Source organism: Lachnoclostridium sp. An181 (genome assembly GCF_002160325.1).
In the GTDB taxonomy this organism is placed as follows: domain Bacteria; phylum Bacillota; class Clostridia; order Lachnospirales; family Lachnospiraceae; genus An181.
Genome location: NZ_NFKJ01000006.1, coordinates 61,174 through 86,810 on the forward strand (window position 1 = coordinate 61,174; position 25,637 = coordinate 86,810).

A 25,637-nucleotide genomic window follows, 5' to 3' on the forward strand; every position below is an offset into this window, starting at 1 on the left:
TATGCCTCATGCTTGCGTTATTTCTGTTCACAGGATGTAAAAACCAAAAACCAAAAGCAGCTGACGAGCCTGCATCCATAGAAATCAATACAGAACCCGTCACCATGGTGGAAATCTATGACACAGACGGGACAGAAATCTACTCCTATATGGGGACCTCAAAAACCACCTACCGCGATGGAGTTAAAATCATCCAAATATATACCCATATGGACGAATAAACGAAAAAATAACAGCCGGAAAATCCAGTTTTGCTGGAAATCGCCGACTGTTATTTTGTTGCTGGAGCGCTGCAGGAGGGATTCGAACCCCCGTGCCCTGACGGACCAACGGATTTCGAGACCGTGCCATTCAGCCTCTCTGGCACTGCAGCTCATTCAAAACCGAAAATATTATATCACAAAGCATCTCTTTCTTCCAGTTCTTCTTTCAAATTTTGATACATATTTAAAAACCTGGAATCCCGGACAATCACTCCCGCATATATTAGAAAAGGGCTTTGGCCTTTCTATTTTCATCCTGAGTCCGGACATAAAGGTAGCCGGGGCGGGTTCCCCGGCTTTGGAAAAGTTATGAAAAAGAAAAGTATCTATTTACTTTTCATATATTAATATACCCCGAAATTGTGATAAAAATGTGATGAGCTTTTGAAAATTTTATGAACCAAAACAGGAGGTTGTAAACTATGACAGCACAAAAATCAGACTTTTCAACACCCAAGAAAATATTTAATAAAAAAGAAATCAAAAAGCATGCGTATCCAAATTACGAGGTCAAAGATTTTTTAAAAAAACTTGGAATTGATATTTCCGCACTTCAAAAATAAATAAAAAAGAAGGGATTGAAATCCAAGTTCTTCAATCCCTCCCTATCATCAGAATAATATTCTCTTTATATCATTAAACATGACAAAGACCATCAACGCCATCAGCAGGGCAAATCCTGCAAAGTTTATCATACTTTCCTTCTCCTGGCTCCATTTCTTTCCTCTTATCGCCTCCACGATCAAAAACAACAGCCTTCCACCGTCTAAAGCCGGAATCGGCAAAAGATTCATGACTCCCAAGTTTGCGGAGATGAGTATGGCGATATTCATAAATGTAGAGACGACCGCCCCAATCCCATATACTTTATTTGCATCATAGGAATCGTCCACCAGATTCACAATCCCAACCGGTCCTGACAACTGATCCACACCAACTGCACCGGTAAACAACATCTTGAGACTGTCAATGGTTGTGCTGATCCAGTATTTTACCTCATATAACCCATACTGCAGCGCAGTCAATGGATTCGCCTTTGTATTCCCGTTTCCGGAAATCCCAAACAGATAGCTCCCATCCTCACTTTTTTGTGGCTGAATGGCGACTGTGTCACGCTTTCCATCTCTTTCATATGTCACCTTTACTTCTTTCCCTGCATTCATTTGATTATACACAGTAATCTCACGGAAAATATGGATTGTTTTATTATCCATCTTCACAATCCTGTCACCTTCCTGAAGTCCTGCCTCCCAGGCCGGTGAATTTTCTACAATCCCCCCTGCTACAGGCTGGTCATAGCCAAGCCATCCAACCAAAATTACGGACAAGAGGAATGCCAGAATAAAATTAGCAGCAGGCCCTGCAAAAATCACAGCCATTCTGGCCCACACGGATTTATTGTTAAAACTGTTCTCCGTCAGATTCTCCACATCCGTATCATCCTCGCCCATAGCGCAGAAACCGCCTATCGGCAGCAACCTGATGGAGTACAAGGTCCCTTTATATTCTTTTCCTATGAGTTTCGGTCCCATTCCGATCGCAAATTCCATGACATCGATGTGGTTCTTTTTTGCAATAATGAAATGTCCAAACTCATGAATCGTGATGATCGCTGAAAAAATCAGCAGTGCAAATATAATACCCAACAACTACCACCTTCCTTCTATATACTCGTAGGTTTCCCTTTCCGCCTCCAATATCTCTTCCACAGAAGGATGAAAGACCGATCTGTGGTTTTCCATACATCGTTGAATAATCTCTGGTATTTGAAGATACGAAATCTTTCTGTCAAGAAACAGGCTCACAGCCTTCTCATTCGCTGCATTGAACACTGTGGAAAGTGTACTGTCTTCTCTCCCCGCCTCATATGCAAGTCTCAGTCCATAGAAGGTATCCATATCCGGTTTCTCAAAATCCAGTTTTCCAATTTTCCAAAAATCCAGTCTGTCACCTGAAAGAAGACGTCTTTTTGGATAATACAGGGCATACTGGATCGGTAGTTTCATATCCGGTGTTCCAAGCTGGGCCATCACTGCTCCATCCACAAATTCCACCATGGAATGAATCACGCTCTGAGGCTGTACCACGACCTGTACATCATCCACAGAAACTCCAAACAGCCACTTTGCCTCTATCACTTCCAGTCCCTTGTTCACCATGGTGGAGGAGTCGATCGTAATCTTCCTGCCCATACTCCAGTTTGGATGTTTCAGCGCATCCTCCACCTTAATCTTTGTCAATTCTTCTTTTTTCATTCCCCGAAACGGACCTCCTGAAGCAGTCAAAAGGATTTTTTTCACTTCACTCCTGTTACTGCCCTGCATGGATTGAAAAATCGCACTGTGCTCACTGTCCACCGGAAGGATTGCACTGTCGTACTCTTTTGCAAGCGGCATGATCAAGTGCCCTGCTGTGACAAGAGTCTCCTTGTTTGCAAGTGCAATATCCTTCCCGCGCTGAATGGCAGCAATGGTAGGGCGAAGCCCAATCATCCCTACAATAGCTGTCACCAGAATTTCCATCCTTTCATCTGTTGCCACTTCTATCAGGCCTTCCATACCCGACACGATCTTTACTTCTAAATCTTTGACTTTTTCTTTGAGCTCCCAGGCCCTCTTTTCATCCCACACCGCTGCTTTGGCAGGATGAAATTCGCGGATCTGCTCTTCCAGAAGTTTGATATTGTTTCCGGCTGCAAGCGCCGTCACTTCAATATCTTTATTTTCTCTCACCACTTCAAGCGTCTGCGTTCCGATCGAACCTGTGGAACCCAATATTGCTATTTTTTTCATATCGAACTCTCTCCCTATTTGATCAGCGCTGCTGCAAGATAAAATATGATCGGCGCTGTGAAGATCACACTGTCAAAACGGTCCAGAATACCCCCATGTCCAGGAATCAATCTTCCATAATCTTTGATTGCATGGTTTCTCTTGATCGCAGAGGCAGCCAAATCTCCCACCTGAGAAATGATAGCTCCGACACCGCAAATCAATGCATAATTCAAAATATTAGCTCCAACATTTGCAAACCGGTTGATACACAACGCATAAATTACTCCTAAAAGAGCGGCTCCAACGATACCTCCAATACCGCCTTCTACCGATTTTTTCGGGCTGAGTCTTGGAGCCATCTTATGCTTTCCGATCAGCATTCCCACGCAATAAGCACATGTATCACATCCCCAGGAACAGAGGAATACAAGCCATACGAGAAATGCTCCCTGTTCCAGATTCCTTGTCTGATAAATATAGGAGAGCATCACTGCCACATAAAATATACCAAAAAATACCAACATGACCTGCTCTGCCTTAAATCCCGGGTAAGAAAACACATACACCGCCATCAATGTTATGATACATGCGATTGTAAGCGGCAGAACATATTCCATCTTTCCAAGCCACAGCAGGACATAATAACCAATGGCTCCTAAATATCCTACGCCGCCCAAAAGCTGATTATGCACATTCAAAACGCGGTACAATTCGCTCATCCCGATCATACTGATGATCAAAAGCGTGCCAAACAATAACGGACCTCCGCTTATAACGGTGATCAGCGCAATGATCACAAGTATGATCCCGCTGATTAATCTTGTCCTAAACATCTTACTCCTCCTTTACGCCGCCATAGCGCCTGTCCCTGTTGTTGTAATGTTCTATCGCCTTTATCAGCTCTTCTTTTGTAAAATCAGGCCACGGCACATCTGTAAAATAAAACTCTGTATAGGCAAGCTGCCACAAAAGATAATTGGAAAGCCTCAGTTCCCCGCTTGTTCGGATCAAAAGATCCGGATCCGGAATATCGTGCGTATCCAAATAACTTTCAAAACACTGCTCTGTAATCTCCTCAGGAACAAGTTTCCCTTCTTTTACGTCCTCTGCCAACTTTCGGACTGCGCGGAGAATCTCATCCCTGCTGCCATAATTGATGGCAATCTGGAAATTCAATCCATCATTGTTCTTTGACGCTTCCTCAAGTTCCAGGATTCTATTGCGGATATCGTCATCCAGTCCGGTAATGTCTCCGATAACCCTGACTTTCATCCTGTTTTTTTCCGCTGTCTTCAGACATGTTTTCATATAATTTCTCAAAAGTTTCATCAGAGCATTGACCTCGCCTGCGGGCCTGCTCCAGTTTTCTGTTGAAAATGCATACACCGTAAGATATTTCACTCCCATCTTATATGCATCCTCACAGATTCTCTCCACATTTTTACTTCCCTGTGCATGGCCGTAATTGCGGGGCATCCCTTTTGCCTTTGCCCACCGCCCGTTTCCATCCATGATGATCGCTATATGTTGTGGTACATTCATCGGAATCCTCCTTCATCTTTTTGCACATTTTTATACGCATTTTAACATGAAAGATAAGCAAGGCCAGATGTTTTCCGCTCCTCTAACCTTGCTTATCTTTCATGGAAAGTTCTTTAATTATACCGTCATAACCTCTTTTGTCTTTTCGTCCACTGCTTTATCCACTTCTTTGATGTATTTATCTGTCAATTTCTGCAGTTCATCTTCCAAATCTTTGATCTCATCTTCGGAAATATCGCTTCCCTTTAATTTTTTAAATGCGTCATTTCCATCTCTTCTGATATTGCGGACAGCAACTTTTGCTGCCTCCCCCTTTTTCTTTACGTCTTTTGCAAGTTCTTTACGGCGGTCCTCTGTAAGCTCAGGGAACACAAGGCGGATAACCGTACCATCGTTTGTCGGATTGATTCCAAGGTCTGATGTCAGGATTGCTTTCTCAATCTCTTTTACCATGCTCTTCTCCCATGGCTGGATCTGGATCATCCGGGCTTCCGGTACAGAAATATTTCCCACCTGCTGGATCGGTGTCGGTGTTCCATAGTAGTTTACCATGATTCTGTCCAGCACATGCGGATTTGCACGTCCTGCCCGGATAGTAGAAAGCTCAGAATATAAGCTCTTCAGTGATTTTGTCATTTTTTCGTCGTATACTTTCAGTTTTTCGTTCATTCTATCTTCCTCCACTTTCTTATACAGTCACCTTTGTTCCTGTAAATGTTCCTTTCATAGTCTCCACAATGCTGTTCTCTTCATTCAATCCGAATACAAGCATTGGCATTTTATTCTCTTTACAGAGAATGGAGGCTGTCATATCCACTGCTGCCAATCCTTGTGCGATCACATCATCGATTGTGATCTCATCATATTTTTTTGCGTCCGGATTTACTTTTGGATCGCTGTCATAGATTCCATCGATGGCCTTTGCAAGCAGCATCGCATCTGCCTCAATCTCGATCGCCCTGAGCACAGCTCCGGTATCTGTTGAGAAATATGGATGCCCAGTTCCTCCTGCAAGGAAAATCACCTTTCCCTGTTCCAGGGCGGCAACAGCCGCATCTTTTGAAAATAATGTAGTAAATGCACCGCACACAAACGGTGTGAAAATTTCTGTATCCATCCCAACATAACGGAAAATATCGGATACATAGATACAGTTCATCACTGTGGCAAGCATGCCGATCTGATCTGCCTTTACACGGTCGATCGTCTCACTTGTTCTTCCTCTCCAAAAGTTGCCCCCGCCTGTGACGATCGCAACCTGAATCCCGTCATCCACAAGCTCTTTCACCTGTTTTGCAACTGCAATACAGGTAGCCTCATCAAATCCTGTTTTTTTATCTCCTGCCAGTGCTTCTCCACTCAGTTTCAACAGTACTCTTTTCATATGTCTGACTCCTTTATTATAACAACAGACAGTCACAGAAAGTGTCTATCGTTTATTCTGTAGAAATTATAGCATATGTGTAATAAAAAGAAAACAAAAGTTTTATGCGCCCCGGATCCCTTTTTCACTGCGCAGTCTATTCATCGCATCGTACACCTTTCCCATATCTTTTACATCTGTCATGATCGTTAAAATGTCACTTGCCAGAATCGTCGTATTGCCCCTTGGGATCAGTTCTCTTCCCTCCCTTTTTACAGACACGAGAAGACAATTTTTCGGCCATGTAATATCCTTTACTTTCACACCGTCAAGTGTTGATCCGTACATCACCGCGTATTCACTCAGCACTTTTTCAGCTCCTTTTCCCTCCGGCTGTACATATCCCATGGACGCAAGCTGGTTTTTGAGAAGGCTTTCGTATATAGGCTCTGATTTTAAAAGTTCCGCCGTAATATACGCCACAATGGAAATCACAGAAAGCGAAAGCATTTGATTGACATTTCCTGTCATCTCAAATATAAGGATGATCCCTGTGAGCGGAGCCCGTACGATCGCAGTAAAATAACCTGCCATGGACAAAAGGACAAGATTGTTTACATAATCCATATCCATACCAAACCATTCCACGCCTGCAAGCCCAAAAGTTCCCCCGATCAGCGAACCAAGCACGAGCATCGGAAAAAAGATGCCGCCCGGCGCTCCGGAGCCAAAACTTACAACAGAAAACAGAAATTTAACTGCAAATACTACTATCACACTGCCCAGCATCCATTCGTGGTTTGTGAGTGAAATGATCAGGTTGTGGCCGCTTCCGAGAAACTGTGGATTTGCAAACCCAAGTACACCCGCACACAAAAACGGTACCATCAGTTTCACACACAGAGGGACTTTTTTCATTTTTTCAAAAATCCCTTTCACTTTCAGAGTTGACCAGTTGTAAACGGCCCCCAAAATTCCAAGCAGGATTCCCAAAAGGATCAGCATCCAATAATAGCGATGCGGCAGTACGTTTCCAATTTCAAACTGAAATACCGGTTCAATCCCAATAAAATTGGAGGCTATAAAGTCCGCACTCAAAGACGCAGTCATCACAGATACAAGCGCAGTCGCGGAAAAGTTTTTGTGTATCTCCTCCAGGGAGAACATCACTCCCGCAAGCGGGGCGTGAAATGCCGCTGACAGCCCTGCGCTTGCTCCGCATGTGAGCAGAAACTTTTCTTCTGTCATCCCTCTTTTCATGCCTCTGGAAAGCCCCTTTGCCGTCATCGCGCCAAGCTGAATGGATGGGCCTTCCCTTCCAAGAGAAAGTCCGCCCAGGAGACACAAAAATCCACCCGCAAATTTTGCCGGAAGAACCTTCCACCACGTCTGCTCTAATTTTCCTGTCATCTCTCCTTCCAACTGGGGGATACCGCTGCCCGAGATCATGGGCTCCCATTTTACCAGAACGCTGACCATCACCGCCATCGCCAAAAGCACCGCTATCCACGCCGCCATTCTCAGCGGATGATCTCCCACCCATTTTATAATTCCCTGCAGCCATGTATCCGCATATGACAGGGCGATTCTGTAGGCAAGCACTGTAAGCCCTGCAACAATCCCCACGGCCAATCCTTCTCCTATCATGATCGTGTGGAGCTTTTCTGCCCTTTTTATTGTGTGGGATGTATCTTTTTTCTCTTTCATTTTTTCTTCCTTCTCTCAATCTTTTCTCTTGTCTTTGTCGAAAAATGCCAGATTTAGAATATCCTCATCTGGATTTAATCTTTTTTTAAGAAATATTATTTTTCTTTTATAGAAAGAACATATTTTAGACATAATTCAATTATATACTATAACCATGATAGTTGAAAGACAACTATCATCCCCCCTCATAAAGTTAAGCTCCAGTTTGGAGCATACACTTTACTCTCATTCCTTTAGATAACTATAAAAACAACGAAACCCGTTAGCCGGAAGGTTAACGGGTTTTCGCTGTTTCCCATGATGCAAAAGACCTGCCGGAATCACCATCCCGCAGGCCTTCTTATTAACGGCGTTTCTTGGACATAGCCAATGCAGATACTCCTGCCGCTGCCATTACAAGCATCCAGGATACATCTGTTTCATCTCCGGTTTTCACAGATTTCGTCGGTTTTTTGGATACACTCACTGTCGGTTTCTTTGTGCTGTCTGTTTTCTCCTCATTATCCGGTTTCTGGACTGCAAGCTTTGTCAGATTCTCTTTTGCATTTTTTAACTTCTCGACCATTTCATCAATCTGTGTCTGATCTGCTGTGATGTCTGCCAACAATTCTTCAGCCTCTGCCGCCGCACTTTTCAGTGCATTATATGATTCTTCTGTATATGCTGCCGCATCAATTTGGCTCAACAGTTCTTTAACCTCTCCGAGCATCTTTTCCAAGACAGTCTTGTCCACCGGTTCCATCACACGTTCCACACTGTAGTTTGGCATTACATTCTTTTCCAAAACAGATGGCATGAATTCTCCGGTTTTTCCTTCTGCAATGAACGCTTTCAACTCTGTGCGGATGCTGTCCACATGTTCATATGTTTCCTTCGCGATGAGCTTTCCAAGCTCTGTGGCTTTCTCCTGTGCCAAAACCGGACTCTTTTCGTACAATTTTGCCATGTCTTTGTCCACCTGGTCCTGCTGCTCAATGAGCGCTGACTGATATTTATCAAGATAGGTGCGGACATTTTTCCCGTACAGATCACGGTTGTCATCAGCCAGATTATTTAGATCACAGAATAACCAGTACATGGAGCCCGGCACAGATGTCATTTCCTCGTTGTGGTATCCTTCCCATGTCTCTGTGATCATGGCAGCATAGTATGGAAGGTAAAGGGAGTATTCTGCTCTTGACATCGCGATCCACTCTATGCCAGACATTCCGTCATACATTCCCTCTCTCATCTCCAGCACATGGCACTCTGCCTGGTTGGAATTTCCGATAGGATAAATGCCGGCGTCCTTGTTGGAATCAAACTTTGTTCCTTCTCCGCGAAATGCTAAAAATTTCATGATATCCTGTGAGGAAAGTTTCTTGGATGGAGCAAATAAAAGGTCATATGGCCCAAAGCTGCCGTCTTTGTTCGGCTCAATGCTTATTTCATCTGCTTTCTCTGCGTTCAGATAATATACTCCCTGCCAAAGACGGGTGAGCTGTCCTCTTCCCGGGTCCTTTGCTCCGTATGTCTTGGCAACATGGATCATGCCGTTTTCTGTCTTCAGAAATCCATTTTCCTCTGCAAGAGACACCAGTCCGTCAGATACGATCACATTTTCTTTATCATTCACATCAATGGTTCCAAGCAGCATCATGTTTGGAATCGCCGCCACCTTGTCGTCCGGAAGTTTCACCGCTGCATACTCGTGTCCGGATACAGTCTCCATATACCACGTCTCATTCGGATCGCTTATCATAATGATATTGCATTCCCCGGTACCATACTTATCAATGATATCACCCAAAAGTTCTACTCCATGGCGCGCGCTTTTGGCCTGTCCCAGTAAAATAGTCCCCATGGAAATCTCACAGATTCCATTTGAAACCAGAGGGTCCGCAGCTTTTGCCTCCTCATTATAATATGTGGACACAGTCGCTGTCACCGCCACTTCATTTTCGTTGATACCCACTTCCGCAAAAGCCTCGTCTCCTTCACCCTGTAACGGTGAGTCTTTTGCCAGTGTATACCGATATGTATGTGCCGGATACTCCATGGAAAAACCATAAGAATCCGTAAACATCTCTCCCGGCTCATGGTCCTCTGCCGGATGTACTGTATAGATTTTTGTATAATTATTTCCAATATCTTCAGAACGCCCTATATAGGAGGAGCCTGTTTCGGAAACTTCTTTTCCAACATAAATCCCCATACATGCCGACACATTCATTGTACTTCCTAAAACCACCGCGCCTGTAAGGACAAGAGCGGCAATTGATTTCTTCCACATTTCCTTTTCCTCCATTCCTTTAATATACATTATTTTGCATAAATATACAAAACATGTATTTGATTATAATCCTCCTTTCGCATTCTGTCAATATAAAATTTTATCTTCCATCGTATTCCCTGATGACACTGCAGACACTCTCCGTGATATCCATGCCTTCCAATTCATCCAGTGCATCCTGCATATGGTACTCTTTTACTTTCTCCGTCACAATGACAAGCTCTGCACTTTTATTCTTCGAATTCTTTTGTACAACCCTGGCAATGCTTACTTTGTGGCTTCCAAAAACATTCGCGATCCTTGCAAGCACACCCGGTTCATTTTTTACCTGTATGCGCAAAAAGAAACTGTTTTTTACCTCCTCAAAAGGTTTGATCGGTATCTGTTTATAACAGGTGCAGCCAATCCTTCCGCTGCATCCGCTTTCTAAGTTTCGGGCAGTTTCTATCAGGTCGCCCATCACCGCGCTGGCTGTCGGAAACTCTCCTGCTCCACGTCCATAAAACATAGCGTCTCCGACCGCGTCTCCTTCCACATAGACTGCATTAAAAGAATCCCTCACAGATGCCAGAGGATGTCCTTTGTCCAGCATGACAGGGTAAACTCCCACTTCAATTCCATCCTGTGTATTGTGAGCAATTCCCAGTAGTTTGATCACACAGTCCAACTCTTTTGCATAGGCAATATCCTTCGCCGAAATCTTTGTAATACCTTCTGTATACACGTCAGCAAACCGTACTCTTGAATGAAATGCGATGGACGCCATGATGGCGACCTTTCTTCCCGCATCATATCCTTTGATGTCCGCTGTCGGATCTGCCTCTGCGTATCCAAGCTTTGTCGCCATGGCAAGAGCGTCCTCAAACTCCATTCCTTCCTCAAACATTTTGGTCAAAATAAAATTGGTTGTCCCGTTTACAATTCCCATGATCTCGGTAATCTCATTTCCTGCCAGACACTGTTTTAACGGACGGATGATAGGAATCCCTCCTGCCACCGCGGCTTCAAACATCAGATCTACCCTGTTCTCTGCAGCAGTTTCCAAAAGTTCCTGTCCATACTCAGCCAAAAGATCCTTGTTTGCGGTCACTACCTGTTTTCCTGCTTTTAATGCCTCCAGTATCATCGTTTTGGCAGGCTCAATTCCTCCCATAAGCTCCACCACAATCCTAATCTCTTTGTCCTCCAGTATTTCCTTCCAATCATCCGTGATCAGAGCCTCGTCTATTCCCTCCCGTTTCTTTCTTTTATTGTGCACCAGGATCTTTGACACTTCCAGCTGTGTTCCGATAAGATTCTCCATCATATCCTTTCTTTTCTTTATAAGTTTGTAGACTCCTCCGCCTACAGTGCCAATCCCGAGCAATGCTATTTTTATCTTTTTATTCTCCATATTGTCCCTTCCTCCTTTTAAAGTGCCTCCTGTACTTTTTCAAACTCAAATCTTTCATCCCGGGAAAAAATTTCATCCAGCACAATAAGATTTGGATCGGAATGCTCGATCTCTCTTGCATACCTCCATGCTGTCCGGATCATCTCATCTTCTGTAAGCTCTCTTTCGTTTTCCAGCCACAGCATCATATTGATCTCCTCTATCCAAAGGGTACTGAACACCGCCAGCATAGCCTTTGCATAGATTTCATCATCGTACACTGCCCCGCAAAAATATGTATAAATCCAAAACAGCAAGAGTTTTTCCTGTATTCTCTCAAAGCTTTCTTTATTTTTTTCTATATATTCCTCTTCAAAGGCCATGCGTATTTTTTTATAGTCCTCTTCTCCGTGATACAGCCTTTTCGTTTTCTCTATCGTTATCTTCCATTCACTGCGCAGAATTTCCAGTTCCTCGAACAAACTTACACTGCTCTTCATAAACCGGAATCTCCCGGAAATATTGTTTTTTGTTTCCCATTTTTGTTTTTTACAGCTTTCAATCCTATCGTCAATTTCAAAGAATGTCCCTGCATCCACACAAGTCTGCATCTCTTTTGCCAGAAAAAGGATTGCCTGCATCTTTTCTTCGGCGCTCCATGTTTCTTCCTGTAAAATTTCTATCATCCATTCCCTGGCATCCTCTAATTTTGTAAACAATAAAAAGTCAAACTCTTCAAATTCTTCCTCCTCCGGCGTCTCTTCCATCAAAAACTCTACTTTTTCTTCACCTGTCAAGATCAGTTTTGCAGCCACCGGGCAGGACAAAGAAAGTGAAAACTCTCTTCTTCCTTCAAATTCCTCCACATGTCTTGGATAATTTCTGCACGTCTGACAGAGCATTTTGGGCCCAAGCTCTCCATAGATTTCGCACAAATTCCGCTCATTTAAAAAGCAGCATCTTCCATCGACCTGGCCAAAACACTCCTCCATCCAGTCAATCGACTTCTTCAGTCTTTTACCAAACTCTCCCGGCACATGTGCATAAGTTTCCAAGGATTGTTCATCGATTACAATCTGCCATCCCACGCAGCAGGTATCCGGACATTCTCCTGCAATACAAGAAAATCTGTCATAATAATTCGGTCTGATCTTTTGCATATTATCTCTTCCAATCCTCCACTTTTACCTTGTAATACACTACGTTTTCTGAGATGATCCTTGGAACTTTATTTTTTACCTCGACTTGGCTCACAGCACAGTTTTTTTGAACTCCGATTCCCCAATATTTTTCTAATGGGTCCTCCCGGATAACATTGAGTATTCCTGCAAGCGCGGCTCCATGTGTAGTAATCAAAATATTGCTGTCTTTGTACTCTTCCTTTTCATATAATTCAGATAAAAAGCTGGACAAGCGTCTTTTTAAGTCTGCAAAATTTTCTCCGCCCTCCGGAGCCTCATAAGCAGCAGGATCGTCAAAGAACTTTTGGAAGTCATCCGGCAGCTCCCATCCTTCCTTAGAACAGCATTTCCCCTCAAAGACTCCAAACGCCATTTCCATAATTCTTTTATCTTCGATGATAGGGACATCCCGGCCTTCCAAAATTAGTTCTGCTGTCTCCTTCGCCCGCTTTAAAGGACTTGTGTAACATACTGCAAACGGAATATCCGCCAGTCCTTTTTTTGTCTCCCTTGCAAGCTCTCTTCCAAATTCATTGAGCGGGATATCTACCTGTCCCTGCAGTTTCCTTACTTTATTCCAATCTGTCTCTCCATGTCTTACCAAATATAACTTCATTTTTTCTGCCTCCTCGCCTGTTTCATTATACTACTTTCCTGAAAATAGATGAAAACTTTCTTCTATTTTTTCCACTCCTGTTTCATTTTGTAAAACACAGGGATGTAAAATATCAATGTAAGGAACATGATCACCATCTCGGCTATAATCAGGTTCCTTGCAAGCCTTCTGTCTATTTCCGGAAATACAACAAGCGCGAGCATCAAAAAGAACAGCGTTGCTGTACAGACCTTTCCAAACCATTTTGCTCCTTTTAGCTTACATCCATGGCGCATATTCACGACTCCCATCACTGCCATAAACCCTTCTTTCACAACCATCAGGGCTATGAGATACTTCATTGCCGGATACCGGAATGCAAGACAGACTGCAAGTGCTGCGTGAGTCAGCTTATCTGCCACAGGATCCAGCATCTTGCCAAATTCTGTAATCATATTGCATCTTCTGGCAACCTGGCCGTCCAGAAAATCTGTGATCGTAGAGACAAGAAGTATCCCGGCCGCCAAATACTGCTCCCCTATCGTATGGGCCTTCAAATACACTGTGCAAAACACAGGAATCAACAGGATCCTAAAATATCCCATGCAGTTTGGAATCGAAAACATTTCCTTTTTGTCCGGTATTTTCATTTCTCCCACTCTCCTCTTCTGTTTTTTCCAGCATACCATGTTACCCTGTAAAAAGCAAAAGGAACCAGCATACCATGCTGGTTCCCAATTTAGTTTTTAATTTTTCTTTCTAAGTTTTGCGCCTGCTATTAGAGCTGCCCCTGCCATTGCAAGGAACAACATGAAAATCGCAGTTTCATCTCCAGTCTTTGCGGATTTTACTGTATCTTTTTTCGCTGCATCTGACTGTTCCGTCAGATCATTTGTCTTAGATTCAGCTGAATTTGCAACAGCCTCTGCTGTTTGATCTGCGGAAACTGTACTCCTGTCCAGTTTGACGATCGCATCCCCAAGGTTTTTCTGGGCTGTTCTTACCTGTTCTGCGGACGCCTGCTCGTTTCCTAACACTGCTGCCGCATCAGCATATGCGTTTCTGAATGCAGCAAATGCCTCTGCCGCATACTCGCCTTCTTTTGCCAGATAGCTCTTGGCTGTTTCGAGCAGCTCCTCCAAAGCCCCCTTATCCGGTTTCAGTCTCAATGCGCTCGCTGCATCCATGAGTGCTTTCCAGGCATCGTCAACTTCTTTTTGTGTGGAGAGGATATCCCCTGACACATCCCTTGCCGCCTCAAGGGCTGCCCGGAAGGTGTCCTGTCCTTCCTCCAGATATTTGCTAAGATCCAGCGCACTTGTCCATTCGATCACTTTGTTTAAGTCTGTCATGTCCGCCATCTTGCGGTTCAGCTCTGCAGTTGCTTTGATGAGCGCCTTCCATGCGTCATCGATCTCATCCTGCATTGCATTCTCATCATCTCTTACATCCTTCGCTGCATCCAGGGCCTCAAGGAATGCATCCATCTTTTCATTGTCCTCATAGTCGTTCATGTCCAGACTTTCCGCAAATTCAATAGCTTTCTCAAGGTCTGTCTTGTCGCCTTGTTTGAATTCCAGGTACTGCATGATATTGATGAGTGCTTTCCATGTATCATCCACTTGTTCCTGGGTAACTTTTGTATCACCACTGTTTACTTTGTCCAGGATTGTATTTGCAGCTGCAAGTCTTGCCTCGAATTCCTCTGCGATTACCGGGATAACATCTTGTGTGCCTGCTTTCTCTGCCAGCTCAATGGCATATTCCAGAATTTCTGTGGAGATTTTCTGTGTCTCCTGTTTCGGTGCCATCACACGAATCTCAGCTGCAGACGCATAATTATTGCTGTCTGTAGTAAGGGATTCCACTGCATAGATGCGGATATTTGTTGCCTCCACAGGACTAAATTTTGCCATCTTCCATCCATTTCCGCTATTCCACGTTCCTTCGCTTACTTTGGTGTAGTTCTCACCATCCGTGCTCACTTCAATTCTGTACTTCGTGATGATTCCATTTGTGCCCCCTTCTTGTCTTGGGAGCACGCGCACACCGTCCACCATCTGTTTTTCTTGTAACTTAAGATCGATCCACAGGTTTTCTCTTTCTGTACCACTCCAAACAGAATGCCAGATTGTGCTTGTATTTCCATCCAGTACATTGGATGCCGGTCCCTCACTTCCGGAAACCGCCTGTTCGCTGCCCGCTGTTGCTGTTATACCTTCCACAGGAATATCATAAGTGTCATCCTCTGCCGGATCTTTTGGGATGGCTGTCACAGAATATTTCTCAAGAATCTCATTTCCAAGTTTCTCAAGATCCAGTCCATTTGGTTTTGTCGGATATTCGTTGTTTGCTCTTGCCCATTCCCATTCCATCTCGAACCAGTCTTCCAAAGAGAACTCTTTTGACTCCTCGCCTGCCAGCTCTTTTTTGCGTTCTGCAATCCATTTTTCCCAGCGCGGCTGATAGTAATCTTTCGTAAGTCCTGCCCATTGACGGTTGGAGTAGTCACTTAATCCACCGCTGTTCGCCTGCTCAATACTTCCCCATGTCGTGATAAGACTTCTCGCATTCAGCTCATAGAGGTCTTTTGTAAAGTCATCTGAATTTTTTGCCAGTTCTTTGGCAGACTCAATCCAAGTTCCTACCATAAATTCTTCCTGAGTACCTGTCACTTCCTCCACCTTGGAAATAATCTCAAGAAATGTGTCTGACATCTGCTCAAATTTCTCACCGTCGCCCTCACGAAATGCACTGGCCATCTTTTTCTGATATTCCTGTGCAGTGTTGGAAAGTACCTGTTCAAGGACGTTTGCCAGATCATACTGATATCCGGCACTGCCTTTCAATTGGTCATAATCACTCAGAAGGAGTCTGGCTGCTTCTTCCAAATCTTCTTTGTCATAATCAATGACTGCATTTCCCCATGTGGATGCCGCGCTCACATCCAGTTTCGGCCTTGCATTCACTACAGATTCCGGAGCTCCCTGGCCTTTCATGTTCAATTGTGGATTGTATACCGTGTCGTTCAAAATCTGCATTGCCTCATAAGCAGATTCGCTTTCAGCTCCGTATCTCCTTGTCGTATAATCTTTAAACCATTCATCCAGATCTATTTTCTGAAGATTGTCTGCATCGTCAGTCCAGATAGTCTCAAAGAACAGATCATACAGCACAGGATTATTCCCGGATGCCTCCGGCGTGATGCCAATTCCCTGCATATGTTCAGCCTGGTCGGCCGCCTCTACGACACCATCCACAAAATTTTGGATATGTCCGTGAAGTCCAAGACGTCCTCCAAAGTTGTTGAGCATGCAATATACCCATGGCGTATCCATAAATTCTCCTCCGCCATATGCGTTTGGATCTTGTTCATTCCAGTGAGGAGTCTTCTCAGCATACAGATCCAGTACCAGTGCGTGCTCTCTGTTCCCTTCAAGTCCCTGCAAAAGAGCGGTTGTCGGATTTCCCTGCCAGGACTGGATGATCCAGACAGCGTCTTTGTCCGCCTGCATCATATTTGCAAGCACTCTTTCTGATATGACAGTCGGATTCATTCCACCTGTATTTCCACCTTCGTGGAATGGATCTGTTGCATAATAATCGGAAACGTCACCAAATACCTGTTTTTGCACTTTATAGAAAATCTGCGCGTACTTGTCAAAAGTTTCACTGTCCGTCTTTAACATACTTGGTCGTTGGAAAGAACACCAAGTTCCCTGCTTAATGACCTGAGCACTTGGATCCTTGTCCGTAATATCAACAGGGACCATACCGCTGTATCCCTGCAGTGCAGGCTGCATACCAAGTTTTCTCATGGCAAGCTGATTCTTCCTGGCAAGATCAGTGCGCTCCACAAACCAATTGTCATGCACCGGGCCGCCAAATCCGGAGAGATTTGCCATATACGCCCACGCATAATAAGCCGGGCCGGCAATAAAGTCTTTTGCCTCTTCATGTGTATAGCCAAGTTCACCTAAAAATCTGCGCCATACTTCCTCCTGTGCTGTTGCATCCAATACAACATTCACACCATTTAGCGCCAGCCAGTCAAGCTCATTTCTCCATTCCTCTTCGCCCCAAAATGCCATGGAGTAGGAAAGCGTACAATAATTGTAAGAATAACGAACCGGGAATTTTGTTTCTTTGTGAATGGTTCCCTGAACCGGAACAATCTCTTTTGGCATTTTCACCTGGTCTCCCACCTGTGAAATATTTACATTACAGAAATATTTCAAATAATGGTTCAGACCAGTTGCAAGAGATACTCCGTCATTTCCTTTGATATGGATCTTGTCCCCGTTCTGGCTGATGTCAAAATAGTCATAGCCATTGTCCGCATCCGCAAGCTCAAAGGTAAACCAATCTACATATTCTGCTCCGATCTGCCTTTCTACAATTCCCTGAACTTCTTCTATTGTGTCTTCATTTGTAATGTCCACATCATATGCAGAGCCTTCAAAATCTTCCACAACTACCTCCGGCGTTTCCATCACCGGCGTTTTGCTCTCTTTTCCAAGAACCCTTACTTCGTTTACCAGAGATTTGGAAGATTCCGACTGATATTCGATATACAGCCTTACGATCCTTGCCTCTTTCCCCTTTGCCTGATAGCTTTCTCCCTCTTTTGGACAACTATCTTTGCTTGTCTTTTCTGCAAGTTTATCAAAATCTCTGCCATCCATACTGGTATAAATAGAATACTGAGAGTATCCAGCCGAAGGCGTAAATACCTGAATTTCATCCAGATTGTAATTTTTCTCAAGATCAATATCGATGTATGCCGGGTATCTTTCCCCTGACCATACATTGACCGTAGAGCCATCGTTTATGCGGGAAACTGTGCTTTGTCCTGCATTCGTATGTACTGGTTTCTTGTACGCAATACTTTCCGTGTCCACAACATCTCCTGCTCCTGCATCTGCAAAGATCTTAAACTCTGCCAAAGCCGGCCACGGGTCCCCGCCGCTGCTTTTGATGTCTGTGATATTGATGCGCACACTTTTTAAATTTTTCGCAGCATCCAGCTTTAATTCCTGAATATGCCCATCTTTAAGTCTTGTTGCCTCGACCCCTGCAAACAATGTCTGCCACTGGGTATCTGCACTGCTCTTTCCCAGTACATCAAACGTAAAATGGAAATCATTGCTGTCCGGATCCAAAAGCTCAAAGGCCGCCTCCATGGACTGCACCGGATACTCTCTGTCCAATTCCATCTCAATCCATGCTCCGTCCGGAAGTGTGGACATTCCTCCATTGTTGAACACATACAGCGTATCATAATTCTCGTCCACCAGATTTCCCTTCACTCCTGCATCACCGCCCACAGAAGTAATATTTGCAGAAGAGGCTACATTGAGTAGATCGGATTCTCCAGTCTCCTCTTCTGCCCATATCTCCACTTCAGCGATCGCCGGCCAGAAACCGCCTACCTGTCCATTGTCTGTTGGATTGGAAAGTGTAATGTATGTATGTGTAAAATTCAAAGCAGTGTCATACACATACTCATACGTCTCATCAAAAGGATGTCCTTCTTTTACATCGTCCACAACCAAATCGCTTGTGACATTGTTGAGCGCGTGCGATAGTTTTACGTCCACGCTCCAATTGGGATGTCCCTTTTCAAATTTAACAACAACCTTTTTCACTTTTTTGGTGTTGTCCATTGGAAGACGTAAGGAAACTTCACTCGGCCATTGTCCGCCGTTTTGTACCCACAGCGTCTCGTCATCTCCGTCCACCATATTTCCCTTTGGATACTGTTCGCTGGCCACTGAAATATCACAGTCTGCAGCAATATTTACCAGGTTGCCATTTTTCCCTTCCTTTTTCTCCGCAGCTGCTGACGGCAGCTGTATAGAAGAGATCACCAGTACCAAGGCAAAAAATAGAGCCAATAGTCTTTGTGCCTTGTTATAAATTTTCTTTTTCACTTCTCTCACCTTTCTTTCTTTTCATTTATCTTTTTTCATTGGCCTTTAACTATTATAGATAAACTTTTACACTATATCAATTACTTATTTATCTATTTTATCTTTAATATATATTTTTTTATCTATGATGGATTTTGACGATAAATTAAATACACATATCATCCTAACAACTTATTTCCTTTTTCGCATATTTCATAAATTTCATCATACTTTTTTTCTATTAGTGGTGTGAGCCGTTCTGTCCGTCTTCTCACAACTTTTTTATACAAAAAATAAGGGACTATCCATCCAATGAATCCGGGAATGGCCAGTAATACACACAATAGGATACGCGGGGGCTGAGCTATAACGGCAAAGGTGGAACCAGCGATAAAAGCGGTTCCTATAATCGCCAGTGCAAATGCATACATGGATGCTCCCCAAGTTTTGGATTTTTTCCAATGTTTCAAAATTTCTTTGATATTGGGAACATTCTGTGTTTCTGACGACTTACGGCAAACAAAAAACCCTTGAAAACGCCCGTTTTACGGGATTTTCAAGGGCCTCAAGCACCTTACGGCTTATGAAATTACATATTCATCTGTTTTGCAACTTCTTCAGCAAAGTTCTCTTCTTTCTTCTCAATACCTTCGCCTGTCTCAAAACGAACAAATTTCTTAACAGAAAGATTTGCATTGTTCTCTTTTCCGACTTTTTCTACGTACTGAGCTACTGTAAGATCGCTGTCCTGTACGTAAGCCTGGTCTAAGAGGCAAACTTCTTTCAATTCTTTGTTCAGACGTCCAATGATCATCTTCTCGATGATGTTGTCTGGTTTGTTTGGATTTTCCTGTTTTGCCTGAGCAAGAAGGATTTCTTTTTCATGATCCAGATACTCCTGAGACACTTCATCACGGGATACATACTTCGGATACATAGCTGCTACCTGCATTGCTACGTTTCTAAGGCATGTTTTGATTTCATCGTTTACAACATCTGTATCAGCCTGTACAAGAACACCGATTCTTCCACCGCCGTGGATGTAGGATACGACACATCCCTCTGTCTCGATCTTTTCAAATCTTCTGATGCTCAGTTTTTCTCCGATCACTGCGACTTTCTCTGTCAGAGCGTCCGCAACTGTTTTGCTTGTATCTTCATTCCAAGCCTCTGCCATAAATACATCCATATCTGCCGCATTTGATGCGAGCGCCTGATTTGCAACACCTTCCACGAATTTCTGGAACTCTTCATTCTTTGCAACAAAGTCTGTCTCAGAGTTTACTTCTACGATAGCAGCTGTTTTGTCATCTTTTACCACTGCTTTTACAAGACCTTCTGCAGCAATTCTGTTCGCTTTTTTCTCAGCTTTTGCCTGACCATTTTTTCTCAAGAATTCTACTGCTGCTTCCATATCTCCGTTTGTCTCGTTCAGCGCCTTTTTGCAGTCCATCATTCCAGCGCCTGTCATTTCTCTCAATTCTTTTACCATGCTTGCTGTAATTGCCATGATTTTCTCCTCCATCGATTGATTTTCTCTATTATACTCTGCCTTTTGTCACGTTTACAAAAATGCTCCAACCTGCATGTTTCAGGCTGAAGCATTCTCATCCCAATTATTCTTCTTCAGCAGCCTCTTCTGTTTCTACTTCAGTTTCTTCAGTTGCTTCTTCGTATACTTCTTCTACTCCTGTAGCTCCCTGGTTTGCCTCGATGACAGCATCTGCCATTTTAGCTACGATCAATTTTACGGCTCTGATAGCATCGTCGTTTCCTGGGATCACGTAATCTAATTCTTCCGGATCGCAGTTTGTATCAGCAATTCCGATCAACGGAATTCCAAGTGTATGTGCTTCCTGTACGCAGATTCTTTCTTTTTTCGGGTCAACAACAAAGATTGCGTCCGGAATCTTTTTCATCTCTTTGATTCCGCCAAGGTTTTTCTCAAGTTTCTCCCACTCTTTTTTCAGTGCGATAACTTCTTTCTTTGGCAATACATCAAATGTTCCGTCTTCAGACATTGCCTCGATCTCTTTCAGACGGTTTACTCTGCTCTGGATTGTCTTGAAGTTTGTGAGCATACCTCCAAGCCATCTCTCATTTACATAGAACATTCCGCAGCGCTCTGCCTCAGTTTTGATTGCATCCTGAGCCTGTTTCTTTGTACCAACGAAAAGGATTGTACCTCCGTCTGCTGCAATGTCAGAGATTGCTTTGTACGCCTCATCTACTTTTCCTACAGATTTCTGAAGGTCGATGATATAGATACCATTTCTCTCTGTGTAGATATAAGGAGCCATCTTAGGGTTCCATCTTCTTGTCTGATGTCCGAAATGAACACCTGCTTCCAAAAGCTGTTTCATTGAAATAACGCTCATTTTTTGTTCCTCCATTTGGTTTTTCTTCCATATGTTTCTTCTCACTCTGCGGAACTGGTTTCTAAAAAGACTTCAGCACCACCGCAGTATCCACATATGTGTTTTTTCGCAACGGTTGTAGTATACCATAAGTTTTTCCTGCATGCAAGCCCAACAATAGAAAATACGCTTTGCAACTTTCTATTGTCACAACACACACAAAAGGGATGTCATATTTTCATGACATCCCTGCATATACATTTATTAATCTTACCACCATCTGGTAAACCAATAGTTACCCCAGACATTTGAAATCTTAACGACTTCGCCTTCTGTTGGCGCGTGAATAACCTGCCCATTTCCAATGTAGATTCCTACATGACCTGGCTGACAGAATACATCGCCCGGCTGAGGATTGGAAACCCTTGGTCCTGCTCCAAGACTTCCTGAAAATCTCGGAACACTGATACCAGCCTGAGCATACGCATATGCGACAAGTCCTGAACAATCAAGTCCCACACCCGGAGTATTTCCGCCCCAAACATACGGGGTTCCAAGACAGCTATAAGCTGCACTGACAATCGCAGCAGCTACGCTTGTATTTCCACTGCCGCCTGTTGAGCCGCTGTTTCCGCCGCTTGGTTTATTTGCCGGTGGAGCGACTGTAGTGTCATCATTATCGTTGTTATCGTTTCTGTTTGTGGAAGAAGTTTCCTTTGCAGTCTGTTCTGCCGCAGCTTTTTCCTCAGCTGCCCTTCTCTCCGCCTCGGCCTGTGCAACAGCTGCCTGCAGCTGTGCATCCAGATTGCTCACCTGATCTTTTTTTTCTGTCAAAGTCTTATCAAGGGATGCTTTCTGACTGTCATACTCAGCCTGCTGTTTTTCCAGGTTATTCATCTGCTCTTCTTTTGTCTTTTTTAATTCTTCAATTTGCTCTTTTGTTTCTATGTATTCTTCAAGCTGCTGACGGTCATATTTATGTACGTTCTGAACATATTCAGCCTGACTTAATGCATCTGCAAAAGATTCTGATTCAAAAATCTTTTCCAAATCTGCCCCAGAGCCGTTCTCATACATGTATTTAATACGAAGTTTCATATCTTCATACTGCTGATCTGCTTTCTTCTCTGCCGCAGCCAGATCATCTGTAGCTTTTGTAATCTCTTCACCTGTCTTGACCAAATCTTCTTCCAGACTGTTAATCTTGGAGATCGTCTCATTCAACTGTTTCTGCAAGGAGTCCACCTGACTCTGTGCAGCATCCTTCTGTTGCTGAATACTGTCTACATCCGGAGCTGCCAATACCGGCGTAATGACCATAGAGCCGGCAAGAAGAGAAATTACCAGCATCCGTGTAAGCTTGTTCAGTCTATTCATTTTTTTCTTTCACCTGTCCTTAATAAAATTATCTGTTTCCAAACTATTCTTGGAACGTCCATCCCAAGGATACATGATTCTTCTTAAATTTGCAATAAGAATCTTTAAATATTTATTTTTATCAATGCTCTTATTATAATTGGTTTCTTATTTATTTGCAATATTTTTTAATATTTTTGTAACATTTATTTTGTTTCTTCTAAGGAAGGCTCCGTAATCTTCTGGATAAATAAAACGGTTGCAGTACATAAAGTTGCACAGATTACCGTGAAGATGCCAGCATACATAACATCTGTAAACATCGCATCAAAAACTCCAAATTCAGAGAAGATGACAGAAACAAGATTTGCCACAATATGCGCTGCTATCGGTGCTTTGACAGAACCATACTTTTCATAGACAAAAATCATCATGGCACTCATGATACCCGCATAAATCATTTGGACCAAATTTCCGTGATATACCGCAAAGATCAGACACGTAATAACAGCCGCCTTTTTGATACTCGCAACTTCTTTCAGGCGATTGTAAAACACTCCCCGGAAGACAAGTTCTTCTGATATAGGTACCAGAAAACCATTCCCTATAATCCGGATCCAAAACGCCGAGGAATACAGCGCCCTGGCTGTCTGCTGATACTGTTCATCCACAGCGGTCACATTGGCAATGAGCATCAGATTATTTAAAGCAATGCACGCAGCCGCAGCCAGAACAATGATTGCACCATACTTCCAAATTTTTTCTTTTTTCGGCTGCGGGATCCCTGCTGCTTTCCGCTTTTTTATATCTCTCAAAAATAAAATAATCATGACCGGAATCGTAACCAGCGCAGCCGCAGCCATGATCTCATTTGTATGCGGGAGCAGTTTTTCCATGACCTGCTCTGTAATGGCCATCGCGTCCATGCCTTGTTCCTGAGCCTTCTGAATCTCCGGCCACATCTGCCCCATATACCACATAGAAAAAGCGGACGTAACAAACCCTGATATCAAATATGCTATCAAAAGCGGGCCAAACATCCGCAGTATCATTCTCAAACCATTCTTTTGCATTTCTCAAATCCTTTCCATAAAAAACATTCAATTTCTGTCACTTTTTCTATTGTACTTCTCCCACCTTCAAGATTCAACTTAAAAAACTATAAACTTTATCGCTTTACAGGGAAACAGATTTACACTATAATCTTGTTATATAAACAAGAAGAGGAGTGATCACAGTGGCTACAAAGCAAGATGTGTACGATACTTTAGACAAATACGGAATCAAATATGAGGTCGTTGAGCATGAACCGGTTTACACCATGGAAGACATGGACCGTCTTGGTCTACCGGCTAAAGGAACATTATGTAAAAATCTTTTTTTGCGTGATTCCAAAGGGAAACGGCATTTTCTCGTAACTTTGGATGAGAAGAAAAGCGTTGATTTGAAAAAGCTTGGCAAAACCCTTGGAGCAGGCAATTTAAGCTTTGCATCTGAAGAAAGACTGGACAAATACCTCGGCTTAAAACAGGGGGCAGTGACTCCGTTCGGTCTGATGAACGACAAAGATCATGCCGTAGAGTTTTTCATTGACAGCAGTCTTACAAAAGAAAAAAGTCTTGGTATCCATCCTCTGGAAAACACAGCCACTGTCTTTTTATCCTATAAAGACCTGGATAAATTCTTATGGAATTTGGATGTGGATATCAACAAAATCCGCTTGTAAACTTCAAAAATTTCATGCATAAACTTAAGAAGGATGCTGCATTTACTGCGCGCATCCTTCTTTTGTTATTATAACTTATCCCACATTTTTTCAATCTGTTCTTTTGTCCCTTTTAGAGAGCCTTGCACCATGTCCGGCTTTCCGCCCCCTCTTCCTTGAAACATTTCATTCAAATTATTGGCAATCTGCCGTACATCTTTCTCTTTGCTCCCAATGACGTATTTGTATTCACCGTCTTTTCCGGAAAACACGGCACACATCTTTCCCTTTTTTTCAAGTGCCAGATTCATAAGATTACGCATACCAACTGCATCTGTGTCTTCAAAGAAAATCACTTTGTCACAGCCATCCTCCAATTTTTCTACCTTAGATTGAAAAATTTTCTGATTCAGCCCCAAAATTTTTCCTTTGAGTTCAAAGATCTCTTCTTTTAAACGTTCTACAAAATCTGTAAGCTCCTCCTCTTTTGCGGAAAGCAGAGCGGAGAGCGCCTTCACGGTCGTCTCTTTTTTATTGTAATCTTCAAGAGCTCTAAAACCACATTTCATGGCTATCCTCACTCCGCCTTTATACTTTTGCATCTGGACAAGCTTGATGATGCCGATTTCCCCTGTCCTTCTCACGTGTGGCGCACAGCAGGCACACACATCGTATCCTGGTATGGTAACGATCCTTGTCTGCCCTTCAATCTCGATCTTACTTCTATATTTTAATGTCTCCAACTCTTTGTCATCCGGATAGGACACGAGAACATCCACATTGGCTGCCACCGCCTCGTTGGCCGCGTACTCCACTTCCCTTAATTCCTCTGTTGTGAGCACACCGTTGAAATCCAAGGTCACATTCTCCTCTCCCAAATGAAATCCTACATTATTATATCCAAACCTGGAATGCACGATACCGGATACAATGTGCTCTCCTGTATGCTGCTGCATTTTGGAAAATCTCTTTTCCCAGTCAATGCTCCCTTCCACTTCCTGGCCCATCTTAAGGGGAGCATCCGTAAAATGAAAAATAATCCCATCCTTTTCCTGTACATCCAGCACGCGGACAGAAGAAATCATCCCTGTATCCGCGCCTTGACCTCCGCCTTCCGGGAAAAAAGCAGTCCTGTCAAGCACGATTTGATATCCCTCTTTTAATGGCATGCAGGACTCCACTTTTGCCGTGAATGTGCTCATATGACTGTCCTGATAAAATAATTTTTCCGTCATGGC

The 25,637-nt window shown here is 43.4% G+C and carries 22 protein-coding genes and 1 tRNA gene; 3 read left to right on the forward strand and 20 right to left on the reverse strand.

The window, feature by feature from the left end:
* Positions 1-8 precede the first annotated feature (8 nt).
* Positions 9-221: a hypothetical protein gene (locus B5F18_RS05675; protein WP_143468375.1), complete on the forward strand. Its 213-nt coding sequence runs from the start codon at positions 9-11 to the stop codon at positions 219-221.
* A gap of 67 nt (positions 222-288) precedes the next feature.
* On the opposite strand, the gene B5F18_RS05680 is transcribed toward B5F18_RS05675, so the two are convergent.
* Positions 289-373 (reverse strand) — tRNA-Ser (locus B5F18_RS05680).
* Between the two features lie 312 nt (positions 374-685).
* Here B5F18_RS05680 and B5F18_RS12495 point away from each other — a divergent pair.
* A complete protein-coding gene (locus B5F18_RS12495; protein ID WP_162607542.1) occupies positions 686-826 on the forward strand; it encodes a hypothetical protein in 141 nt (46 codons plus the stop codon).
* 48 nt (positions 827-874) lie between these two features.
* Here B5F18_RS12495 and rseP read toward each other — a convergent pair whose 3' ends face one another.
* From rseP to B5F18_RS05770, 18 genes are all read right to left on the reverse strand, one after another.
* Positions 875-1,909 carry an RIP metalloprotease RseP gene (gene rseP / locus B5F18_RS05685; RefSeq protein WP_087156780.1) on the reverse strand — a complete coding sequence of 345 codons (1,035 nt, stop codon included), beginning with the start codon at positions 1,907-1,909 and terminating at the stop codon, positions 875-877.
* A 3-nt stretch (positions 1,910-1,912) separates the two neighbouring features.
* Complete coding sequence (gene dxr, locus B5F18_RS05690) at positions 1,913-3,055, reverse strand: 1-deoxy-D-xylulose-5-phosphate reductoisomerase (RefSeq protein ID WP_087156704.1); 1,143 nt, start codon at positions 3,053-3,055, stop codon at positions 1,913-1,915.
* A 14-nt stretch (positions 3,056-3,069) separates the two neighbouring features.
* A complete protein-coding gene (locus tag B5F18_RS05695; RefSeq protein WP_087156705.1) occupies positions 3,070-3,870 on the reverse strand; it encodes a phosphatidate cytidylyltransferase in 801 nt (266 codons plus the stop codon).
* 1 nt (position 3,871) lies between these two features.
* On the reverse strand, positions 3,872-4,579 hold the full coding sequence (locus B5F18_RS05700) for an isoprenyl transferase (RefSeq protein ID WP_087156706.1): 708 nt from the start codon (positions 4,577-4,579) through the stop codon (positions 3,872-3,874).
* 117 nt (positions 4,580-4,696) lie between these two features.
* Entirely contained in the window at positions 4,697-5,248 is a 552-nt protein-coding gene (frr, locus tag B5F18_RS05705; protein WP_087156707.1) for a ribosome recycling factor, read from the reverse strand.
* Positions 5,249-5,267: 19 nt separating this feature from the next.
* On the reverse strand, positions 5,268-5,963 hold the full coding sequence (gene pyrH, locus B5F18_RS05710) for a UMP kinase (protein WP_087156708.1): 696 nt from the start codon (positions 5,961-5,963) through the stop codon (positions 5,268-5,270).
* A 102-nt stretch (positions 5,964-6,065) separates the two neighbouring features.
* On the reverse strand, positions 6,066-7,649 hold the full coding sequence (locus tag B5F18_RS05715; RefSeq protein ID WP_087156709.1) for a ClC family H(+)/Cl(-) exchange transporter: 1,584 nt from the start codon (positions 7,647-7,649) through the stop codon (positions 6,066-6,068).
* 343 nt (positions 7,650-7,992) lie between these two features.
* Positions 7,993-9,921 carry a C69 family dipeptidase gene (locus tag B5F18_RS05720; protein ID WP_162607543.1) on the reverse strand — a complete coding sequence of 643 codons (1,929 nt, stop codon included), beginning with the start codon at positions 9,919-9,921 and terminating at the stop codon, positions 7,993-7,995.
* A gap of 100 nt (positions 9,922-10,021) precedes the next feature.
* Complete coding sequence (locus B5F18_RS05725) at positions 10,022-11,314, reverse strand: homoserine dehydrogenase (protein ID WP_087156711.1); 1,293 nt, start codon at positions 11,312-11,314, stop codon at positions 10,022-10,024.
* A 17-nt stretch (positions 11,315-11,331) separates the two neighbouring features.
* Entirely contained in the window at positions 11,332-12,453 is a 1,122-nt protein-coding gene (fliB, locus tag B5F18_RS05730; protein WP_087156712.1) for a flagellin lysine-N-methylase, read from the reverse strand.
* Position 12,454: 1 nt separating this feature from the next.
* The gene (locus B5F18_RS05735) at positions 12,455-13,090 is read right to left on the reverse strand and encodes a histidine phosphatase family protein (RefSeq protein WP_087156713.1); all 636 of its coding nucleotides are present in this window, start codon (positions 13,088-13,090) and stop codon (positions 12,455-12,457) included.
* 62 nt (positions 13,091-13,152) lie between these two features.
* Positions 13,153-13,719, reverse strand: coding sequence for a CDP-alcohol phosphatidyltransferase family protein (locus tag B5F18_RS05740; protein ID WP_087156714.1), 567 nt, complete (start codon positions 13,717-13,719; stop codon positions 13,153-13,155).
* A 96-nt stretch (positions 13,720-13,815) separates the two neighbouring features.
* Entirely contained in the window at positions 13,816-19,002 is a 5,187-nt protein-coding gene (locus tag B5F18_RS05745) for an alpha-N-acetylglucosaminidase TIM-barrel domain-containing protein (RefSeq protein ID WP_087156715.1), read from the reverse strand.
* 158 nt (positions 19,003-19,160) lie between these two features.
* Positions 19,161-19,412, reverse strand: coding sequence for a hypothetical protein (locus B5F18_RS05750; RefSeq protein WP_087156716.1), 252 nt, complete (start codon positions 19,410-19,412; stop codon positions 19,161-19,163).
* A gap of 158 nt (positions 19,413-19,570) precedes the next feature.
* Positions 19,571-20,491 carry a translation elongation factor Ts gene (tsf, locus tag B5F18_RS05755; protein ID WP_087156717.1) on the reverse strand — a complete coding sequence of 307 codons (921 nt, stop codon included), beginning with the start codon at positions 20,489-20,491 and terminating at the stop codon, positions 19,571-19,573.
* A 106-nt stretch (positions 20,492-20,597) separates the two neighbouring features.
* Positions 20,598-21,359: a 30S ribosomal protein S2 gene (gene rpsB / locus B5F18_RS05760; protein WP_162607544.1), complete on the reverse strand. Its 762-nt coding sequence runs from the start codon at positions 21,357-21,359 to the stop codon at positions 20,598-20,600.
* Between the two features lie 249 nt (positions 21,360-21,608).
* Entirely contained in the window at positions 21,609-22,715 is a 1,107-nt protein-coding gene (locus tag B5F18_RS05765; RefSeq protein WP_087156719.1) for a C40 family peptidase, read from the reverse strand.
* Positions 22,716-22,900: 185 nt separating this feature from the next.
* Complete coding sequence (locus B5F18_RS05770) at positions 22,901-23,767, reverse strand: CPBP family intramembrane glutamic endopeptidase (RefSeq protein ID WP_087156720.1); 867 nt, start codon at positions 23,765-23,767, stop codon at positions 22,901-22,903.
* A gap of 164 nt (positions 23,768-23,931) precedes the next feature.
* On the opposite strand from B5F18_RS05770, the gene B5F18_RS05775 reads away from it, so the two are divergent.
* Complete coding sequence (locus B5F18_RS05775) at positions 23,932-24,420, forward strand: prolyl-tRNA synthetase associated domain-containing protein (RefSeq protein WP_087156721.1); 489 nt, start codon at positions 23,932-23,934, stop codon at positions 24,418-24,420.
* 68 nt (positions 24,421-24,488) lie between these two features.
* Here the strand turns inward: B5F18_RS05775 and B5F18_RS05780 are convergent, their stop codons facing one another.
* Positions 24,489-25,634: an alanyl-tRNA editing protein gene (locus B5F18_RS05780; RefSeq protein ID WP_087156722.1), complete on the reverse strand. Its 1,146-nt coding sequence runs from the start codon at positions 25,632-25,634 to the stop codon at positions 24,489-24,491.
* Positions 25,635-25,637: the final 3 nt, after the last annotated feature.

Excerpts from the sequence above, each read along its gene's own strand:
- B5F18_RS05675 (WP_143468375.1), top strand. The coding sequence starts at position 9 with ATGCTTGCGTTATTTCTGTTCACAGGATGTAAAAACCAAAAACCAAAA.
- B5F18_RS12495 (WP_162607542.1), top strand. The coding sequence starts at position 686 with ATGACAGCACAAAAATCAGACTTTTCAACACCCAAGAAAATATTTAAT.
- dxr (WP_087156704.1), bottom strand. The coding sequence starts at position 3,055 with ATGAAAAAAATAGCAATATTGGGTTCCACAGGTTCGATCGGAACGCAG.
- B5F18_RS05695 (WP_087156705.1), bottom strand. The coding sequence starts at position 3,870 with ATGTTTAGGACAAGATTAATCAGCGGGATCATACTTGTGATCATTGCG.
- B5F18_RS05700 (WP_087156706.1), bottom strand. The coding sequence starts at position 4,579 with ATGAATGTACCACAACATATAGCGATCATCATGGATGGAAACGGGCGG.
- frr (WP_087156707.1), bottom strand. The coding sequence starts at position 5,248 with ATGAACGAAAAACTGAAAGTATACGACGAAAAAATGACAAAATCACTG.
- pyrH (WP_087156708.1), bottom strand. The coding sequence starts at position 5,963 with ATGAAAAGAGTACTGTTGAAACTGAGTGGAGAAGCACTGGCAGGAGAT.
- B5F18_RS05715 (WP_087156709.1), bottom strand. The coding sequence starts at position 7,649 with ATGAAAGAGAAAAAAGATACATCCCACACAATAAAAAGGGCAGAAAAG.
- B5F18_RS05720 (WP_162607543.1), bottom strand. The coding sequence starts at position 9,921 with ATGTGGAAGAAATCAATTGCCGCTCTTGTCCTTACAGGCGCGGTGGTT.
- B5F18_RS05725 (WP_087156711.1), bottom strand. The coding sequence starts at position 11,314 with ATGGAGAATAAAAAGATAAAAATAGCATTGCTCGGGATTGGCACTGTA.
- fliB (WP_087156712.1), bottom strand. The coding sequence starts at position 12,453 with ATGCAAAAGATCAGACCGAATTATTATGACAGATTTTCTTGTATTGCA.
- B5F18_RS05735 (WP_087156713.1), bottom strand. The coding sequence starts at position 13,090 with ATGAAGTTATATTTGGTAAGACATGGAGAGACAGATTGGAATAAAGTA.
- B5F18_RS05740 (WP_087156714.1), bottom strand. The coding sequence starts at position 13,719 with ATGAAAATACCGGACAAAAAGGAAATGTTTTCGATTCCAAACTGCATG.
- B5F18_RS05750 (WP_087156716.1), bottom strand. The coding sequence starts at position 19,412 with ATGTATGCATTTGCACTGGCGATTATAGGAACCGCTTTTATCGCTGGT.
- tsf (WP_087156717.1), bottom strand. The coding sequence starts at position 20,491 with ATGGCAATTACAGCAAGCATGGTAAAAGAATTGAGAGAAATGACAGGC.
- rpsB (WP_162607544.1), bottom strand. The coding sequence starts at position 21,359 with ATGAGCGTTATTTCAATGAAACAGCTTTTGGAAGCAGGTGTTCATTTC.
- B5F18_RS05765 (WP_087156719.1), bottom strand. The coding sequence starts at position 22,715 with ATGAATAGACTGAACAAGCTTACACGGATGCTGGTAATTTCTCTTCTT.
- B5F18_RS05770 (WP_087156720.1), bottom strand. The coding sequence starts at position 23,767 with ATGCAAAAGAATGGTTTGAGAATGATACTGCGGATGTTTGGCCCGCTT.
- B5F18_RS05780 (WP_087156722.1), bottom strand. The coding sequence starts at position 25,634 with ATGACGGAAAAATTATTTTATCAGGACAGTCATATGAGCACATTCACG.